The sequence below is a fragment of the Teichococcus deserti genome (assembly GCF_001982615.1).
Classification (GTDB): Bacteria; Pseudomonadota; Alphaproteobacteria; order Acetobacterales; family Acetobacteraceae; genus Pseudoroseomonas; species Pseudoroseomonas deserti.
Window position 1 is genome coordinate 1 of record NZ_MLCO01000265.1, and the last position, 16976, is coordinate 16976.

Genomic DNA, 16976 nt, shown 5'->3' on the forward strand with positions numbered 1-16976 from the left:
ACGGGGGGCTTCACCGACGTGCTGCTGCATCACGGCGCGACGCGGGTCTATGCCGTCGATGTCGGGCACGGGCAGCTGGCCTGGAAGCTGCGCAGCGACGACCGCGTGGTGGTGCTGGAGAAGACCAATGCCCGGCGGCTGGATGCCAGCCTGATCCCCGAGGCGCCGGGGGTGGTGGTCTGCGATGCCAGCTTCATCGGGCTGGCCACCGTGCTGCCGGCGGCGCTGGAGCTCGCCGCGCCGGGGGCCTGGGCGGTGGCGCTGATCAAGCCGCAATTCGAGGCAGGGCCGGAGAAGGTGGGCAAGGGCGGCGTGGTGCGCGACCCGGAGGTGCACCAGGAGGTCTGCGACCGGGTGCAGGAATGGTGGTCGGGCCTGCCGGGCTGGACCGTGCTGGGGGTTGAGGCCAGCCCGATCCTGGGGCCGGAGGGGAACCGCGAGTTCCTGATCGGCGCGCGGAAGGCCTGAGGCCTTACGCGGCGCGCGGCGTCGCCTTGCTGGCGCCGGAGATCTCCTGCAGCAGCGACCAGACGCGGTGTGGATCCATCTGCACCTCGGGGTCGTTCAGCAGACGATCCAGCTCCAGCAGCTTCGCTTCCATTTCACGCTCAGACATCTTCCGGGACCCTGGCCGCAGCGGTTGTGGAGTGACGTTGCAACGCAGCATGCAGGGAAAAGTGGCAACTCGGCGACGGAACTTTGCCGTCAGAAAGACTTCATACGCCTCACGTTTCGTTCATTCGCGAAAGTGGTTTCTCGCGGATTTCGCCTCAGGTGAAAGAGGCGATGGCGGCTTGCAATCCTGGTGTCCCGGCGGCCGGATGGGCCTGGTTGCGGAAGCGCAGTTCGCCCTGCTCGGCGGCGTCCGGGGGCGTCAGGCCGAACAGCTCGAATCGGCTGCTGCAGGCGGCGGCGGCCAGGCGGGCGGCGGCGGGGGTGGTGAAGAAGCGGCGGACGGCACCTTCCAGCTCCAGCGTGTCGCGCAGGCCGCGCCACTCGGCCCGCTCCACCTCCTCCAGGAAGATCGAGACGATGCCGGGGTGGCGGCCGGTCAGGCGGGTGGCGGCGGCCTCGGCCAGGTGGCGGACGACGGTGGCGGCCAGCGCATTCTCGCGGCCGGCATGGGCGGCCATGACGAAGACGCTGCCGCCGGCCGGGTCGCCGGTCACCGCCAGATGCGCGTCGGGGCCGAACATGTCGCGCAGCTGGCGCGGCAGGCCGGCAGCCTGGACGCCGGCGATGGTCAGCGGGTCCAGCTTCAGGATGGCGGCCTCGGAGGCGTCCTGGCGGCGCTCGCTGGCCAGCAGGCTGCTGACCTGGCGCTGCAGGCTGTCGCGCTCGGCCGGGCTCTGGATGCCCTCGGGCACGGTCATCTTCAGCAGGTAGCGGCCGGGATGCGCGGCCAGCCAGGTCTGCAGGTCGGGGTTGATGCCATCGACCAGCGCGAACCAGTCGCCGCGCGGCATGTGGCGGCCTTCCTCGGCCGAGACGGTGCGGCAGGCGAGCTCGGCGACCGCGCCGTCGCGCTCCAGCCGCAGGTCATAGGGCGCCTCGTCGGCGAGGCCGGCGAAATGCACGTCGAAGCCGCGGGCGCGCTGGCGGCTGGCCTCGCGCAGCAGGTGGAACAGCGGGATCAGCGTGGCCTGGCCGGTCAGCCCGTCCAGCAGCCGCTCGCGCAGCCGGGCGCGGGGCAGCTCCGGCAGGGTGTCGGACAGGCGCACGGCCTCGCGGGCCAGCGACAGCACCTGCGCCTCGGCGCGGGTCAGGCGCGGGGTCTGCGCCGGGTCGGCCAGGCGGGACAGCAGCAGCTCCAGCGCATGGCGCTGCTGCGCCGCGCGGCCCTGCCAGGAGCGCGGCCGGGCCTGCCGCGCCAGGTCGGCCATGCGGTGGCGCCAGGCGGCCTCGCCGGCCAGGGCCAGGAAGCCACGGGCCGAGGCGGCATCCTCCTCCGCAGCGGCGGGGACAGACGGGGGATTGTCCAGGAACATCAGCCGGCGCCTCGCGCTGATTGCCTGTGAGCCTATCCTGACGCCTCAAGCTTTAGTCAAGGTTCGCCCTGCCGCCAAAGGGGGTCCCAGGCCGATCACTTCCGCGGCAGGATCGATCCTGCTCAGTTGCGCGGCAGGCGGGGGCGCAGCGGCGCATCCGGGTTCTGCGCGCGCTGGCGCAGCAGGTGGTCGGCCAGGACGCAGGCCAGCATGGCCTCGCCCACCGGCACGGCGCGGATGCCGACGCAGGGGTCATGGCGGCCCTTGGTCAGGACTTCCACGTCCTCGCCGAAGCGGTCGACCGACTGCCGCGGCACCAGGATCGAGGAGGTGGGCTTCACCGCGAAGCGCGCCACCACCGGCTGGCCGGTGGAGATGCCGCCCAGCACGCCGCCGGCATGGTTGGAGAGGAACTCGACCTCGCCGTCCGGGCCCATGCGCATCTCGTCGGCATTGCCCTCGCCATCCAGGGTGGCGCTGGCGAAGCCCTCGCCGATCTCGACGCCCTTGACCGCGTTGATGCTCATCAGCGCGGCGGCCAGGTCCGCGTCCAGCTTGCCGTAGAGCGGTGCGCCGAGGCCCACGGGCACCCCCTCGGCCACTAGCTCGACCACCGCGCCCAGGCTGCTGCCGGCCTTGCGGGTGGCGGCGAGCTTCTCCTCCCAGGCCGCGACCGCGCCGGGGTCAGGACAAAAGAAGGGATTCCCGTCGACGCTGGCCCAGTCGAAGCGGGCGCGGTCGATGCCGAGCGGCCCCATCGAGACCATGGCGCCGCGGATCGTCACGCCGGCGCCCAGCACCTTGCGGGCGATGGCGCCGGCGGCGACGCGCACCGCCGTCTCCCGCGCGCTGGAGCGGCCGCCGCCGCGATAGTCGCGCACGCCGTATTTCAGGTGATAGGCCAGGTCGGCATGGCCGGGGCGGAAGCGGTCCTTGATGTCGCCGTAGTCGCGCGAGCGCTGGTCGGTGTTCTCGATGATGAAGCTGATCGGCGTGCCGGTGGTCAGCCCCTCGAAGACGCCGGACAGCAGGCGGACCTCGTCGGCCTCCTGGCGCTGGGTGACGAACTTGCTCTGCCCCGGGCGGCGCTTGTCCAGGAAGGGCTGGATATCGGCCTCGGTCAGGGCGATGCCGGCCGGGCAGCCATCCACCACGCCGCCGATCGCCGGGCCATGGCTCTCGCCCCAGCTGGTGACACGGAAAAGATGGCCGAAGCTGTTGTGCGACATGGGGGACACCGGCGGCGGGATTGGGCCGCCGGTTATGCTCGAAGCGGCGGGAAAAGGCCAATCGAAGGCAGAGAAGGCTGAAGGCCAGGGGAATGAATTCCCCTGGACCCCTTCTTCTTTCTGGGGTGACTGCCGTGTCCACGTGGCGACAGTAGGTGAAACGGCCTGGCGGCAGCGCGACCTGTAAGGGTCCGCTGGTTTCATGAAAATGGGGTCCCGCCGTTCTGCCCTGGTATCGCCTGTGTGCGGGCTCCGGTCTGGCAATGGCCGGTGATCAGAAAGAAGAAGGGGGTTCGGGGGAATTCATTCCCCCGACCTGCCCGGCTCTTCTCTATTCCCAAAAGGCTTTCTTTGCTTCGACCGCCGCCTGATGCGGCGTCAGCCCGACATCGCGCAGCCGTTCCGGTGGCAGTTCCGACAGCCAGGCGCGGCTGGCCGAGCGGCGCTGCCAGCGCATCAGCAGCGCCCAGAGGCGGGGCAGCGGCGCCCGGGGCGCCATATTGATCCGATCTATACGAAAGATTGCTCCGAGCATTGGAGTGGTGTCCTGGTGTTTTGTGAGGCAATCCATGGCACGTCTCCAGATTTCGCTTCAAGCGAAGCATTGCTCTCGGTACAATTATCCGCATGACCGATTTCCGCGACCTGGCTGACGGCCTGATCTCCGAGCTCACCGCCGACCTGGCCGCCGGCCGGCGCCGGCCGGGCGAGCGCCTGCCGCCCAGCCGCGACTATGCGCATGCCCGCGGCATCGCGCCGTCGACGGCCAGCCGCGTCTATGCCGAGCTGGTGCGGCGCGGCGTCGCGGTGGGGGAGGTCGGGCGCGGCACCTTCCTGCGTGCCGGCGCCGGGCCGCTGCCGGGCCTGCCCAGCCTGCCGGCGCGGGAGACCGAGGCCGGCGGCGTCACCGACCTGGAGGTGAACTTCTCGGTCCTTGCCGGGCAGGAGGCGCTGCTGGCCCCGGGCCTGGCGCGGCTGGCCGATCCGGCCGCGCTGCTGGACGCGCTGCAGCGCGGCGAGGCGCGCGGCACCGGCGCGGCGCGACGGGCGGTGGCGGGGCTGCTGGCCCGCGACGGCTGGGCGCCGCAGCCCGAGGAGCTGCTCTTCGCCGGGCGCGGGCAGCAGGCGCTGGCGGCGGTCTTCGCCGCGCTGCTGCGGCCGGGCGACCGGCTGGGGATGGAGGCGATGACCTATCCGCTGGCCAAGGGCATGGCGCTGCGGCTCGGGCTGCAGCCGCAGCCGATCGCCATGGACGAGCACGGGCTGCGCCCCGAATCGGTGGTCGCCGCCCACCGGGCGCATCCCTTCCCGCTGCTCTACGTCCAGAGCGAGCTGCACAACCCGCTGGGCCACAGCATGCCGGTCGGGCGCCGGGCGGAGCTGGCGGCGGTGCTGCGCCAGCTCGATATCCTGGCGGTGGAGGATGCGGTCTACAGCTTCCTGGCGCCGGGCGCGCCGCCGCCGCTGGCCGCCCATGCGCCGGAGCGGGTGGTGCTGGTCGACAGCCTGTCGAAGCGGGTGGCGCCGGGGCTGACGCTGGGCTTCCTGGTGGCGCCGCCGGGCTTGCGGATGCGGCTGGCGGCCTCGCTGCGGCTGGGGGGATGGACCGCGGGCAGCTTCGTGCTGGCCGTCGCCACCGCCTGGATGGAGGATGGCAGCATCCGCGAATTGCAGCGTCGCAAGCAGGCCGACGGCGCGGCGCGCAACGCGCTGGTGCGGCAGGTGCTGGGCGGCGCCGGCCTGGCGCTGCAGGGCGACCCGCGCGCCTATCACCTGTGGCTGACGCTGCCGGGGCATTGGCGGGCGGAGACCTTCGTGGCCGCGGCGGCGCGGCGGCGCATCGCGGTGTCGCCGGCGGCCGAATTCGCCGTGGTGCCGGGGCATGCCCCGGATGCGGTGCGGCTGGCCCTGGCCTCGCCGCCCGAGGCCGCGCTGCGCCCGGCGCTGGAGCTGCTGCGCGACCTGGCGCTGGCCGGGCCCGAGACCGGCGCGATCGGCTGAGGGCCCCTTGCCGGGCGCCAGCGGCGGCGGCAGTGTCCGGCGCCATGCGCATCGGCATCGATCTCGGCGGCACCAAGACGGAAATCGTGGCTCTAGATGACGGAGGCGCGGTGCGGCTGCGCCGCCGCACGCCGACGCCGGGCGATTACGACAGCATCATCGACACCATGGCCGGGCTGGTGGAGGCGGCGTCCGCCGAGCTCAGCCTCCCCCTGCCGCGGCTGGGCATCGGCATTCCCGGCAGCCTGAGTCCGGCGACAGGCCTGGTGCGCAACGCCAACACGCAATGCCTGAACGGCCGGGCGCTGGACCGCGACCTGGCCGCGCGGCTGGGGCGGGACGTCCGCGTCTCCAACGACGCCAACTGCCTGGCGCTGTCGGAGGCGGCGGATGGCGCCGGCGCCGGATACGGCACGGTCTTCGCGGTGATCCTGGGCACCGGGGTCGGCGCCGGGCTGGTGGTGCAGGGCCGGCTGCTGGAGGGGCTGAACCGCGTCGCCGGCGAATGGGGCCACACGCCGCTGCCCTGGTCGAAGCCCGGCGAGGAGCATCCCGGCCCGCGCTGCTGGTGCGGGCTGCAGGGCTGCCTGGAGACCTTCCTGTGCGGCCCGGCTTTGGCGGCCGACTGGAAGGGCGAGGGCGCCCGCGACGCCGGCGGCATCGAGGCAGCCGCGGCCACGGGCGATGCGCGCGCGGTGGCGGCGCTGGAACGCCATGCCTCGCGCCTGGCGCGCGCCCTGGCGGCCACGGCCAATCTGCTGGATCCGGATGTCGTGGTGCTGGGCGGCGGGCTGTCCAACCTGCGCGGGCTCTACGCGACGGTGCCGGCGCTGCTGCCCCGGTATGTCTTCGGCGATGTGGCGCGGATCAACCTGGTGCCCGCGCGGCATGGCGATTCGTCCGGCGTCTTCGGCGCGGCGCGCCTCTGGGACGCTGACTGAGGCGCGGCGCGCCCCGGGGACACTGACTGGGGCGCAGCGCGCTTCGGGGACGCTGACTGGGGCGCTGCGCGCCCCGGGACACTGTACTGGGGCGCTGCGCGCCCCGGGGACGCTGACTGGGGCGCTGCGTGCCCCGGGGACGCCGGCGGAGGCGCGGCGCGGGTCAGCCGGCTGGCTGGCCGCTGGGGAACAGCCCGCCGAAGATGCGGCTGAACAGCGCGGCGCTGCCGCCCTGCAGCCGGTCCAGCGCGCTGTCCTCCAGCACGCCCTGCTCGGCCAGGACGTGCGGCGCCAGCAGGTCGCGCGCCTCGACCTGGTAGCCGTGGCGGCGCAGCAGGGCGGCAGTGGCCTCGGCATCGGCCGGGCGGGCCTCGGCCAGGGCGCGGCGCAGGGCAGGATCCTGGGCGATATCCTGGGCGAAGCGGGCGATCTCGGCGCGGGACATGGGCGGCTCCAGTGAAGCTCCAGCGGGGCGGGATGGAATGTTTCTTATGCGAATCGATAAAGCGCAAGAGGGGACGGGCCGCGCTAGGATCGGCCGGCCATGACCGCCTTGTGCCGCGACTGCCTGCTGCGCGACGAGAGCCTGCCCGCCGCCTGCCCGCGCTGCGGCGGTAGGCGGCTGCTGCGGCATCCTGACCTGGCGCGGCTGGCCATCGCCCATGTCGATTGCGACGCCTTCTTCGCCAGCGTCGAGAAGCGCGACCGGCCCGAGCTGCGCGCCCGGCCGGTGATCGTCGGCGGCGGCCGGCGCGGCGTGGTTTCCGCCTGCTGCTACCTGGCGCGGATCCGCGGCGTGCGCTCGGCGATGCCGATGTTCAAGGCGCTGGCGCTCTGTCCGGATGCCGAGGTGATCAGGCCCGACCTGGCCCGCTACAGCGCCGTCAGCCGGCAGATCCGCGCGCTGATGGAGGCGCTCACCCCGCTGGTGCAGCCGCTTTCCATCGACGAGGCGGTGCTGGACCTGTCGGGCACCGAGGCGCTGCACAAGGCGCCGCCGGCTGCGGTGCTGGCCGGATTCGCGCTGCGGGTGGAGAAGGAAATCGGCGTCACCGTCTCGGTCGGGCTGGCCGCGAACCGGCTGCTGGCGAAGCTGGCGGTCGAGCGCGACAAGCCGCGCGGCTTCGCCGTGATCGGCGCCGGGGAGGCGGCTGCGGTGCTGGCGCCCGAGCCGGTCGGCGTGCTGCCCGGCGTCGGCCCGGTGCAGGTGCGGCGGCTGCAGGCGCTGGGCTTCCTGACGCTGGGCCAGCTGCAGGGGCTGTCGCCGCGGGACGCCGCGCAGCGGCTGGGGGAGGAAGGGCCGAGGCTCGTCGCCCGGGCGCGCGGCGAGGATGACCGCCCGGTGCGGCCGGGGCGGGAGGCGCGCTCGGTCAGTGCCGAGACCACCTTCGACCAGGACCTGTCCGATAGCGCAGCCCTGGAGGCACCGCTGTGGCGGATGTGCGAGAAGCTGGCGCGCCGGCTGAAGGCGCAGGACCTGGCCGCCGGCGGCGTGGTGCTGAAGCTGAAGACGGCGGGCTTCGCGATCCGCAGCCGCCATGCCCGGCTGGCGGCGCCGAGCCGGCTGCCCGACACGCTGTTCGCCGCGGTGCGGCCGCTGCTGGCGCGGGAGGCCGACGGCACCGCCTTCCGGCTGATCGGCATCGGCGCGCAGCCGCTGCTGCCCGGCGCCCAGGCGGATCAGGGCGACCTGGTCGATCCGGAGGCGCCGCGCCGCGCCGCGCGCTGGGCCGCGGTGGAAGCGCTGCGCGCCCGCTTCGGCGACAAGGCGGTGATGCGCGGGCGCAGCCTCAGGCGCTAGCGCGCGATGGCTTGGGGCGGAATCGCCGAAGAGCCTGAACCATCCGGCCAGACCAACAGCGAGGGCGGGCTGGCTCTGTCCTGCCGCAGCCAGCCGGCCCTCACCGTCACCACTCCGAGCTGCCGCGCGGGCGGAAATAGGGGGCGGTGGTCAAGGTCAGCCGCAGCTCCAGCTTCACGCCCTGCTCGGTGACCTGCAGGCTTTTCGCCGCGCTGGCCGGGATCGGGATGCCGGCGCCGATGCAATAGGCGATCAGCGTCGCGCCGAGGCCGGGGGTGTTCACCACCACCTCGCCGCTGCGGCCGCCGGGGCCGAATCGGAAGCGGACCGACTGGCTGTCGGTCAGCATCTCGGCGCCGGTGACGTCCTCGATCGGCAGCCGCAGGCGGTCGCGGCCGCAATGGTGCAGCGCCTGGCACAGCAGGGTCGGATGGAACAGCAGCACGCGGTGCTCGCGCAGCAGCGGCGGCTGGCGCGGCTCGGCGGGGATGCCGTTCAGCGGCACCGGCGGCGGCAGGGCGGGCGCGGCCGGCGCGGCGCTGCGGGAATTGGCCAGGCCGGCACCCTGGGTGACGGGCGCGCGGGCATTGGGATTGGGCAGGCTGGCGCCCTGGCGCAGCTTGTCGGCCGGGGCATTGGCGAGGCCGGCCTGGTCCGGCGTCGCGGGGCGCGGCGGGGCCAGGGTCACGGCCCCGGAACCGGTGCCGGACCTGCTCTGGTCGTCAGGAAGGGTGTCGAGCGAGAGCTCGGGGCCGAAGCTGCCAGGCGCGACGGGGCCGGCCGCGGCATCGTCGGCGGTCAGGGCCCAGCGTCGCAGCCGGCCTGAAGGAGGGGCGGGGGGAAGGTCGGTCACGGCGAGCTGAGGCTCAAGGGGGGATATAAACAAGTTGTTAATTCGAGACCGAAGCCTCGACAAGGCTTGTTCACATCGTCGATAGACGCCGCCAAGGCAAGATGTATGATGACCTGACAGCTGGTCGGACAGGCCGGCGCCACGGCAGGAGGAGAAGAAGACCCATGCCCCTGATGACCCCGGACGCGATGGCGAAGCAGATCGGCAGCGGGCTGCTGTCCTTCCCGGTGACGCATTTCAACGCCGAGCTCGGCTTCGACGAGGCGCCCTACCGCCAGCACGTGTCCTGGCTGCTCGAGCATGACCCGGCCGGCCTCTTCGCCGCCGGCGGCACCGGCGAGTTTTTCTCTCTGTCGCCCTCCGAGGTGTCCACGGTGGTCAAAGCGGCGGTGGCCGAGACCGCTGGCCGGGTGCCGGTGATCGCGCCCTGCGGCATGGCGACGCCGATCGCCAAGGAGCTGGCGCAGTCGGCCGAGGCGGCGGGCGCCGACGGGCTGCTGCTGCTGCCGAACTACCTGGTGAATTCCGAGCAGGCGGGGCTGGCCGCGCATATCGAGGCGGTGTGCCGCAGCACGAAGCTGGGCGTCATCGTATACAACCGCGACAACGCCATCCTGAACGAGGACACGCTGGCCGGGCTGTGCGAGCGCAACCCGAACCTGGTCGGCTTCAAGGACGGTGTCGGCGACATCGAGCTGATGACGCGGGTCTATGCCAAGCTGGGCGACCGGCTGACCTATGTCGGCGGGCTGCCGACGGCCGAGACCTTCGCGCTGCCCTATCTCGAGATGGGCGTGACCACCTATTCCTCGGCGATCTTCAACTTCGTGCCGGGCTTCGCCATGGAGTTCTACAAGGCGGTGCGCCGGCAGGACCGCGAGGCGGTGTATCAGGGCCTGCGCGACTTCGTGCTGCCCTATATCGCCATCCGCAACCGCAAGAAGGGCTATGCGGTCTCGATCGTGAAGGCCGGCTGCGCCGCCGTGGGTCGCCCGGCCGGCCCGGTGCGCGCCCCGCTGGTCGATCTGGCTCCGTCCGAGCTGGCGGAGCTGGAGGCGCTGATCGCCGGCGTGTCCGGTGGCCTGAAGGCCGCGGCTTAACGGATGCGGGGGTCCGGGGGCATGCAATGCCCCCGGATGCTTGCTTAGCCTTTGGCGGTCGCGACCGCGGCACGCGCCGCCGTCAGCATCAGCCCCGAGTCGTTCATGATGGTGACCAGCTTGAAGCCCATGCCGATCATCCGCTTGGCATAGGGGGCCGAGCCGTTGTGGATGCCGACCGCCTGGTTGCGCTTGCCGGTCTCCTTCAGCAGCCGCTCGTAGATCTTGAGCACTTCCGGCTCTTCGCGGTCCAGCTTCGGCGCCAGGCCGAGCGACAGGCCGAGATCGGAGGGTCCGACATAGATGCCGTCGACGCCCGGCGTGTCGAGGATGGCCTCCAGGTTGTCGAGGGCCTGCTTGGTCTCGATCATCGGCAGGACGGCGATGTCCTTGTTGGCCGTGTCGAAATAGCTGCCGGCCTCGCCATAGATGCCGGCGCGGATCGGGCCGAAGGAGCGGGTGCCGACGGGCGGGTAGCGGCAGGCGGAGACGAGGGCTGCGGCCTGCTCGGCGGTGTTCACCATCGGGCAGATCAGCCCCATGGCGCCGGCGTCCAGCACCTTGCCGATGATGCCCGGCTCGTTCCATGGCACGCGCACCATGGGCGTCACGCCATGCGGCTGCATGCCCTGGAAGCAGGCGACGGCGGAGAGGTAATCCTGGACGCCGTGCTGCATGTCGACGGTCAGGCTGTCAAAGCCGGACTGGGCCATGACCTCGGCGCTGAAGCCGCTCGGGATGGCCAGCCAGCCATTGACCACGGCGCGACCCTGCGCCCAGGCCTCTTTCACCTTGTTCACCATTGTAATTCCATTTCCTCCGGACCGGCGGGAAGGAAACGCTATGCCTGTGCCCCAGGGGCGTCAACGCAAGGGCCGGCGGTTTTCCGGGGGCAGAGGGCCGTCACGACCCCTGGCTCCGCGCCCGCGGCGGGCGTAGTTTCGCGGCATGTCGAACTGGCGTGTCGCTTCCGAAACCGGGGTGCTCACCGAGGTGCTGGTCTGCCCGCCGGACCATTACCGCTGGATCCCCACCAACAGCATCGTCCGCCGGACCCTGTCCGAGGCGCGGCAGGGCCCGGCGCTGCCGCATCTCCAGGCGCAGCATGCCGAGCTGGTGGCAGCCCTGGAACAGGGCGGCGCGCGGGTGCACCGGCTGACGCCGGCGCCGCACCTGCCCTACATGGTCTATACCCGCGACAGCGTGGTGGTGACGCATCAGGGGCCGGTGCTGTGCCAGCTGGAACGGCCGCAGCGCCGCGGCGAATACGCGACGCTGATCGACTTCCACGCGGCGCGGGACAGCGCCTTCTGGAAGAAGTCGGATGCCGGCACGCTGGAAGGCGGCGACATCCACATCATCCGCCCGGGCCTGGCGCTGATCGGCCATTCGGGCGGCCGCACCGACGAGGCCGGCGCCGAGCAGCTGGCCGGCTGGCTGCGCGCGGAAGGCTGGGACGTCCGCCTCGAAGCCTTCGACGAGCATTTCCTGCATCTCGACGTGCTGTTCTGCATGGCCGCACCCGGCCTCGCCGTCGCCTGCGTCGAGGTGCTGGACGACGGTTTCCTCTCCTGGCTGAAGCAGCACGGCATCCGCTGCCTGCCCGTCTCCTACCGCGACGCCATGGCGCTCGGCTGCAACATCATCGCGTTGGGGCGCGACCGCGTCGTCTCGGCCGCCGGCAGCACCGCGCTGAACGCCGCGCTGCGCGCCGAGGGCATCACCGTGCTCGACCCCGACCTGTCGCTGTTCACCCTCGGCGGTGGCGGCCCGCATTGCCTGACCTGCCCGCTGGCGCGGGAAGAGGAAACACCATGACCATCGACACCCACCCGCTCGACACCGTGCTGGCCGCGGCCCGCGCCTTCCTCGGCGACCGGCTGACCACCAACGCCGCCATCCGCGAGCAGCATTCCAAGGGCGAGGACGCCAACCCGCCGGTGCTGCCCGACGCCGTCGCCTTCGTCGAGACCACCGAGGAAGTTTCTCGTCTCTTGGCGCTGTGCAACACGCATGGCATCGCCGTGACTCCCTTCGGCGCCGGCACCAGCCTGGAAGGCCATGTGGTCCCGGTGCAGCGCGGCATCAGCCTGGACCTGTCGCGCATGACCCAGGTGCTGGAGGTCAATGCCGAGGACATGGACTGCCTGGTCGAGCCGGGCGTCAGCCGCCACCAGCTGAACGACTACCTGCGCGACCAGGGGCTGTTCTTCCCGGTCGATCCGGGCAGCCATTGCAGCCTGGGCGGCATGGTCGCCACCCGCGCCAGCGGCACCAACGCCGTCCGCTACGGCACCATGCGCGAGGCGACGCTGGGGCTGGAAGTGGTGCTGGCCGATGGCCGCGTCATCCAGACCGGCGGCCGCACCCGCAAATCCGCCAATGGCTATGACCTGACCCGGCTGTTTGTCGGCAGCGAGGGCACCCTGGGCGTCGTGACCAAGGTGCGGCTGCGGCTGCAGGGCATCCCGGAGGCGACCACCGCCGCCGTCTGCCAGTTCGACAGCCTGGCCGCTGCGGTCGAGACGGTGATCATGGTCATGCAGGCCGGCATCCCGGTGGCCCGCATCGAGCTGGCGGACGCCGACCAGATGCGCGCCTCCATCGCCTATTCCAAGCTGGCCTTCGAGCCGCTGCCGACGCTGTTCCTGGAATTCCACGGCAGCCCCAGCAGCGTGCGCGAGCAGGCCGAGGCGGTCGAGGCGCTGTCCAACGAGATGGGCGGCCGCGGCTTCGCCTGGGCCGAAGATGCCGAGGCCCGCGGCAAGCTGTGGAAGGCGCGCCATGATGCCTGGTGGGCGGCGAACGCGCTGTATCCGGGCTGCCGCGGCATCACCACCGATGTCTGCGTGCCCATCTCCCGTCTGGCCGAGGCGATCGTCCATGCCAAGGAGACGGCGGTGGAGATGGGCCAGAACACCTGCATCGTCGGCCATGTCGGCGATGGCAATTTCCACTGCGTCATCCTGTTCCCGAATGACGACCCGGAAGGGCTGCGGAAGGCCTGGGAGCTCGACCGCCGCATCGTGGCGCAGGGGCTGGCGCTGGGCGGCACCTGCTCGGGCGAGCACGGCATCGGGCTTGGCAAGCGGGAATTCCTGGTGGAAGAGCACGGCGCCGAGGTGCTGGACGTGATGCGCGGGCTGAAGGCGAGCCTGGATCCGAAGGGGATCCTGAATCCCGGGAAGCTTTTCTTCGATTGAAGAAAAGGAATGGGGCAGGCCAGGGGAATGAATGTCCCCGCGGCGCAGTGCGCCGCGCCCGTTCTTCTTTCCATACGATTGCCATGTCCATGTGATGACAGGACGTGGCCCTGCGCAACGGCAGCGCGACCATCGAGGGTGCTCTGTTTTCTTGTCTGAAGCGGCATCCCGCAGTGATGCCCTGGCGACGGTGCCGTCGGTGCGCTGGCGGCCGAATGGCCAAGCGTCAGAAAAAAGATGGGGGTTTGGGGGAATTCATTCCCCCAACCTGCCTCGGGCGCTTCCTGTTCTAAACTATCGGTAACGAATCAGCCCGTCCCGCGTAACGTTCCGTCGGTGACAAAGCCTTGGGATTCCCGGAAACTGCCGGGGTTCCGGGGCGGAAAGCCGCCGGACGTCCAAGGGAGCCAAGGATACCGATGATCCGTCGCCGTTTGCTGGCGGGGGGTGCCGTCGCCGGCACCACCGCCCTGGCTGCCAGCCTGTCCGCCCCCGCCATCGCGCAAACGGCCCCCGAGGTCCGCTGGCGCCTGGCCAGCTCCTTCCCGCGCTCGCTCGACACCATCTGGGGCGCCGGCGAGCATGTCGCCAAGCGGGTGGCGGCGCTGACCGACAACAAGTTCCAGATCCGCGCCTTCCCGGCCGGCGAACTGGTCCCCGGCCTGCAGGTGGCGGATGCCGTGCAGAACGGCACCGTCGAATGCGCCCATACGGCGGCCTATTACTTCGTCGGCAAGGACCCGACCTTCGCCTTCGACGGCGCGGTGCCCTTCGGCCTGAACATGCGCCAGACCAATGCCTGGCTGCAGCAAGGCGGCGGCCGCGACGTGATGAAGGAGTTCTTCGCCGGCTACAACATGGTCTCCATCCCGGCCGGCAACACCGGCGCCCAGATGGGCGGCTGGTTCCGGAAAGAGATCAAAACCGTCCAGGACCTGAACGGGCTGAAGTTCCGCGTCGGCGGCTTCGCCGGCAACGTGCTGCAGAAGCTCGGCGTGGTGCCGCAGCAGATCGCCGGCGGCGACATCTACCCGGCGCTGGAGAAGGGCACCATCGACGCCGCCGAATGGATCGGCCCCTATGACGACGAGAAGCTGGGCTTCAACCGCGTCGCCCCCTTCTACTACTATCCCGGCTGGTGGGAGGGCTGCCTGAACCTGTCCCTCTTCGTCAACAAGGCGAAGTACGAGGAACTGCCGCCGCTCTACCGCGAGGTGCTGGAAAGCGCCTGCCGCGACGCCACCATCGAGACCATGGCCAAGTACGACGTGCAGAACCCGGCGGCGCTGCGCCGGCTGATCGCCGCCGGCACCCAGCTGCGGCCCTTCCCGCGCGAGGTCATGCTGGCCAGCTACAAGGCCGCCTTCGAGCTCTATGACGAGACCGCGGCCCGGAACCCGACCTTCAAGAAGGTCTTCGACCACTGGCGCGCCTTCCGCGAGGTCCAGTACGGCTGGTTCCGGGTGGCCGAGAACTCCTTCGACCAGTTCGTCTATTCGATGTACGGCCAGGAGGCCCAGACGCGGCGCTGATGTCGCGGCGTTGATGCCGCGGCGCTGATGTCGCGGCGCTGACGTCCTGGCGGGCAGCGACCCCTGCCTCGCGATCCTGCCTGTCATTCCGGCGCGGCTTTGCTAAAAGCGGCCCGCCCAGGGCCGTCCTGGCAACAATCGGCAGCGGGGTCGCCCCCGCTGCCTCCTTTTCTTTCTCGTACCCTTGGGAGGACCCCGACGCATGGGTGCCCTGCTTGGCTTCAGTCGGGTGATGGACCGGATCAGCGGCGGCTTCGGCGTGCTGGCCGCCTGGCTGGTGCTGCTGGCCTGCCTGGTCAGCGCCGGCAACGCCGTGGTCCGCTACGGCATCAGCTACTCCTCGAACGCCTGGCTGGAGGTGCAGTGGTACTTCTTCGCCGGCATCGTCATGCTGGGCGCGGCGCAGACCCTGCTGCGCAACGAGCATGTCCGGGTCGACCTGGTCTTCGGCAATCTCTCGCCCAAGGCGCGGCTCTGGGTCGACATCCTCGGCCTGATCTTCTTCCTGCTGCCGGCCATGGGCCTGCTGGCCTGGATGACCTGGCCCTTCTTCCTCGACAGCTGGCAGCGCATGGAGGACAGCTCCAACGCCGGCGGCCTGCTGCGCTGGCCGGTCAAGCTGGTCCTGCCGGTGGGCTTCCTGCTGATCTGGCTGCAGGGCCTGTCCGAGCTGATCAAGCGCATCGCCCTGCTGCGCGGCATCGCGCCGGAAACCGAGGTGGTGGTCGACTACCACCGTCCGGATCAATGATCCCCAACCGCAATCCGGAAGTTCCCTCCCGATGCTGACCCTCGAGATGATGCCGCCGCTGATGTTCGGCGGCCTCGTCGTGTTCCTGCTGATCGGCTTCCCGGTGGCCTTCTCGCTGGCGGCGGTGGGGCTGTTCTTCGGCTTCCTGTCGATCGAGCTGGGCTATTTCACCTCGGCGTATCTGGGCAACCTGCCGTTCCGCGTCTTCGGCATCATGTCGAACGACCTGCTGCTCTCGATCCCCTTCTTCACCCTGATGGGGGCGATCCTGGAGCGCTGCGGCCTGGCCGAGGACCTGCTGGAAGGCACCGGCCAGCTCTTTGGCAAGATCCCCGGCGGCCTGGCCTATGCGGTGATCCTGGTCGGCGCGGTGCTCGGCGCCATCACCGGCACCGTCGCCGCCTCGGTCATCGCCATGGGCATGATCTCGCTGCCCATCATGATGCGCTACGGCTACGACATGCGCATCGCGACCGGCGTGATCGCGGCCTCCGGCACCATCACCCAGGTCATCCCGCCCTCGCTGGTGCTGATCATCCTGGGCGACCAGCTCGGCAAGTCGGTCGGCGACATGTATGCCGGCGCCATCGGCCCCTCGATCCTGCAGGTCGCGCTCTTCGTCCTGTTCATCGCGGCGGTCTCGATCTTCGCCCCCCACAAGGTGCCGGCCCTGCCGCCCGAGGCGCTGCACCAGCGTGGCTGGCCGCTGATCTGGCGCGTGCTGAAGGGCATGGTGCCCTCGGTCGTGCTGATCTTCCTGGTGCTGGGCACCATCTTCATGGGGCTGGCGACGCCGACGGAAGCCGGCGCCATGGGCGCGGTCGGCGCCATCGGCCTCGCCGCCATCAACGGCCGCCTGTCCTGGACCCTGGTGCGGGAGGCCATGGACAACACCATGCGCATCACCTGCATGGTCATCTTCATCCTGGTCGGCTCCACCGTCTTCAGCCTGGTCTTCCAGGGCGTCGATGGCGGCCTCTGGATCGAGCACCTGCTGTCGCACCTGCCCGGCGGTCAGACCGGCTTCCTGATCTTCGTCAACATCTTCATCTTCTTCCTGGCCTTCTTCCTCGACTTCTTCGAGATCGCCTTCATCGTCATCCCGCTGCTGGCGCCCGTCGCCGCCAAGCTCGACATCAACCTGGTCTGGTTCGGCGTGCTGCTCTGCGTGAACATGCAGACCAGCTTCATGCACCCGCCCTTCGGCTTCGCGCTGTTCTACCTGCGCGGCATCGCGCCGAAGGAAGTGCGCTCCTCCGACATCTACTGGGGCGCCATCCCCTGGGTCGGGCTGCAGCTGATCCTGGTGGCCATCGTCATCTTCTGGCCGGAAAGCGTGACCTACTGGCTGGAACCGGCCAGCACGGTCGATCCCAACTCGGTCGTCATCGACGTGCCGATGCCGGAAGCGCCGTCGGACGACGCGCCGTTGATCTTCAAGTGAGCGCTGGGGAGGCGCCGCCTCCCCAGACCCCTCCGCCGGGGGCATTGAATGCCCCCGGACCCCCACATCCGTTCAGCACACCCCTGATCAAGGCGATGCGCGGGCGCTCGCCGGTGATGCCGAAGTCCTCCTC

At 70.8% G+C, this 16976-nt stretch carries 17 protein-coding genes; 10 read left to right on the forward strand and 7 right to left on the reverse strand.

Annotated elements, in window-relative coordinates:
* A partial coding sequence (locus BKE38_RS23090) for a TlyA family RNA methyltransferase (protein WP_131829699.1) occupies positions 1 to 468 on the forward strand: 468 nt, incomplete at its 5' end.
* Between the two features lie 4 nt (positions 469 to 472).
* On the opposite strand, the gene BKE38_RS23095 is transcribed toward BKE38_RS23090, so the two are convergent.
* The 4 genes from BKE38_RS23095 to BKE38_RS30565 form a co-directional block, all read right to left on the reverse strand.
* Entirely contained in the window at positions 473 to 616 is a 144-nt protein-coding gene (locus BKE38_RS23095) for a peptide chain release factor 1 (RefSeq protein ID WP_076959582.1), read from the reverse strand.
* A 154-nt stretch (positions 617 to 770) separates the two neighbouring features.
* Entirely contained in the window at positions 771 to 1988 is a 1218-nt protein-coding gene (locus tag BKE38_RS23100; protein WP_076959583.1) for a hypothetical protein, read from the reverse strand.
* A gap of 122 nt (positions 1989 to 2110) precedes the next feature.
* Positions 2111 to 3217: a chorismate synthase gene (gene aroC / locus BKE38_RS23105; RefSeq protein ID WP_076959584.1), complete on the reverse strand. Its 1107-nt coding sequence runs from the start codon at positions 3215 to 3217 to the stop codon at positions 2111 to 2113.
* A gap of 331 nt (positions 3218 to 3548) precedes the next feature.
* On the reverse strand, positions 3549 to 3788 hold the full coding sequence (locus BKE38_RS30565; protein ID WP_083747803.1) for a DUF1127 domain-containing protein: 240 nt from the start codon (positions 3786 to 3788) through the stop codon (positions 3549 to 3551).
* Between the two features lie 56 nt (positions 3789 to 3844).
* Here BKE38_RS30565 and BKE38_RS23115 point away from each other — a divergent pair, with 56 nt between their 5' ends.
* Both BKE38_RS23115 and BKE38_RS23120 read left to right on the forward strand, forming a co-directional pair.
* Positions 3845 to 5218, forward strand: a complete 1374-nt coding sequence (locus tag BKE38_RS23115) for an aminotransferase-like domain-containing protein (RefSeq protein WP_083747804.1) — start codon at positions 3845 to 3847, stop codon at positions 5216 to 5218.
* A gap of 44 nt (positions 5219 to 5262) precedes the next feature.
* Positions 5263 to 6159 carry an ROK family protein gene (locus tag BKE38_RS23120; protein ID WP_076959586.1) on the forward strand — a complete coding sequence of 299 codons (897 nt, stop codon included), beginning with the start codon at positions 5263 to 5265 and terminating at the stop codon, positions 6157 to 6159.
* A gap of 163 nt (positions 6160 to 6322) precedes the next feature.
* On the opposite strand, the gene BKE38_RS32350 is transcribed toward BKE38_RS23120, so the two are convergent.
* The gene (locus BKE38_RS32350) at positions 6323 to 6604 is read right to left on the reverse strand and encodes a Nif11-like leader peptide family natural product precursor (protein WP_076959587.1); all 282 of its coding nucleotides are present in this window, start codon (positions 6602 to 6604) and stop codon (positions 6323 to 6325) included.
* A 99-nt stretch (positions 6605 to 6703) separates the two neighbouring features.
* Here BKE38_RS32350 and BKE38_RS23130 point away from each other — a divergent pair, with 99 nt between their 5' ends.
* Positions 6704 to 7960: a DNA polymerase IV gene (locus BKE38_RS23130; RefSeq protein WP_076959588.1), complete on the forward strand. Its 1257-nt coding sequence runs from the start codon at positions 6704 to 6706 to the stop codon at positions 7958 to 7960.
* A 106-nt stretch (positions 7961 to 8066) separates the two neighbouring features.
* Here the strand turns inward: BKE38_RS23130 and BKE38_RS23135 are convergent, their stop codons facing one another.
* Positions 8067 to 8813, reverse strand: coding sequence for a hypothetical protein (locus BKE38_RS23135; RefSeq protein WP_076959589.1), 747 nt, complete (start codon positions 8811 to 8813; stop codon positions 8067 to 8069).
* 164 nt (positions 8814 to 8977) lie between these two features.
* On the opposite strand from BKE38_RS23135, the gene kdgD reads away from it, so the two are divergent.
* Positions 8978 to 9913, forward strand: a complete 936-nt coding sequence (gene kdgD, locus BKE38_RS23140; protein ID WP_076959590.1) for a 5-dehydro-4-deoxyglucarate dehydratase — start codon at positions 8978 to 8980, stop codon at positions 9911 to 9913.
* Positions 9914 to 9957: 44 nt separating this feature from the next.
* Here kdgD and BKE38_RS23145 read toward each other — a convergent pair whose 3' ends face one another.
* Positions 9958 to 10716: an HpcH/HpaI aldolase family protein gene (locus BKE38_RS23145; protein ID WP_076959591.1), complete on the reverse strand. Its 759-nt coding sequence runs from the start codon at positions 10714 to 10716 to the stop codon at positions 9958 to 9960.
* Positions 10717 to 10861: 145 nt separating this feature from the next.
* Here BKE38_RS23145 and BKE38_RS23150 point away from each other — a divergent pair, with 145 nt between their 5' ends.
* The 5 genes from BKE38_RS23150 to BKE38_RS23170 all read left to right on the forward strand — a co-directional run bounded on the left by BKE38_RS23150 (position 10862) and on the right by BKE38_RS23170 (position 16843).
* Positions 10862 to 11731 (forward strand): dimethylarginine dimethylaminohydrolase family protein, encoded by an 870-nt coding sequence (locus BKE38_RS23150; RefSeq protein WP_076959592.1) that lies wholly within the window; start codon positions 10862 to 10864, stop codon positions 11729 to 11731.
* Positions 11728 to 13116, forward strand: a complete 1389-nt coding sequence (locus BKE38_RS23155) for an FAD-binding oxidoreductase (protein WP_076959593.1) — start codon at positions 11728 to 11730, stop codon at positions 13114 to 13116. Before BKE38_RS23150 ends, BKE38_RS23155 begins: the two co-directional genes overlap by 4 nt.
* Before the next feature lie 419 nt (positions 13117 to 13535).
* On the forward strand, positions 13536 to 14648 hold the full coding sequence (locus tag BKE38_RS23160; protein ID WP_076959594.1) for a TRAP transporter substrate-binding protein: 1113 nt from the start codon (positions 13536 to 13538) through the stop codon (positions 14646 to 14648).
* A gap of 202 nt (positions 14649 to 14850) precedes the next feature.
* Positions 14851 to 15399, forward strand: coding sequence for a TRAP transporter small permease subunit (locus BKE38_RS23165; RefSeq protein WP_076959595.1), 549 nt, complete (start codon positions 14851 to 14853; stop codon positions 15397 to 15399).
* 31 nt (positions 15400 to 15430) lie between these two features.
* Complete coding sequence (locus BKE38_RS23170) at positions 15431 to 16843, forward strand: TRAP transporter large permease (RefSeq protein WP_076959596.1); 1413 nt, start codon at positions 15431 to 15433, stop codon at positions 16841 to 16843.
* Positions 16844 to 16976: the final 133 nt, after the last annotated feature.